Below are 773 nucleotides of genomic sequence, written 5' to 3' on the forward strand. Positions count from 1 at the left end.
CGCGGATCGGGGGTTTGGTGTAGGAGCTTGACGATGACCTACTCTCACATGGGGAAACCCCACACTACCATCGGCGATGCATCGTTTCACTTCTGAGTTCGGAATGGGATCAGGTGGTTCCAACGCTCTATGGTCGTCAAGCAATTCGGTTGCTGCCTCGGGGTTTAGCCGTTGCAGCGAATTGGGTATGTGATCGAATCGGTATTGCGTGTTCGTGCAGATTTTCGGTCTGTTTGTCGACTTACCGTCTAACAGCCAAATTGTTTGGGTGTTATATGGTCAAGCCTCACGGGCAATTAGTATTGGTTAGCTCAACGCCTCACAGCGCTTACACACCCAACCTATCAACGTCGTAGTCTTCGACGGCCCTTTAGGGAGCTCAAGGCTCCAGTGAGATCTCATCTTGAGGCAAGTTTCCCGCTTAGATGCTTTCAGCGGTTATCTCTTCCGAACGTAGCTACCCGGCAATGCCACTGGCGTGACAACCGGAACACCAGAGGTTCGTCCACTCCGGTCCTCTCGTACTAGGAGCAGCCCCTCTCAAATCTCAAACGTCCACGGCAGATAGGGACCGAACTGTCTCACGACGTTCTAAACCCAGCTCGCGTACCACTTTAAATGGCGAACAGCCATACCCTTGGGACCGGCTTCAGCCCCAGGATGTGATGAGCCGACATCGAGGTGCCAAACACCGCCGTCGATATGAACTCTTGGGCGGTATCAGCCTGTTATCCCCGGAGTACCTTTTATCCGTTGAGCGATGGCCCTTCCAT

2 rRNA genes are annotated in these 773 nt (G+C 53.4%); both read right to left on the bottom strand.

The features are described 5' to 3' along the window. Positions 1-25 precede the first annotated feature (25 nt). A 5S ribosomal RNA gene (gene rrf / locus ACVRRC_RS22070) occupies positions 26-141 on the bottom strand. Between the two features lie 134 nt (positions 142-275). Beyond that, a 23S ribosomal RNA gene (locus ACVRRC_RS22075) occupies positions 276-773 on the bottom strand; the annotation flags it as partial.

The organism is Stutzerimonas sp. LR2 (assembly GCF_055755175.1).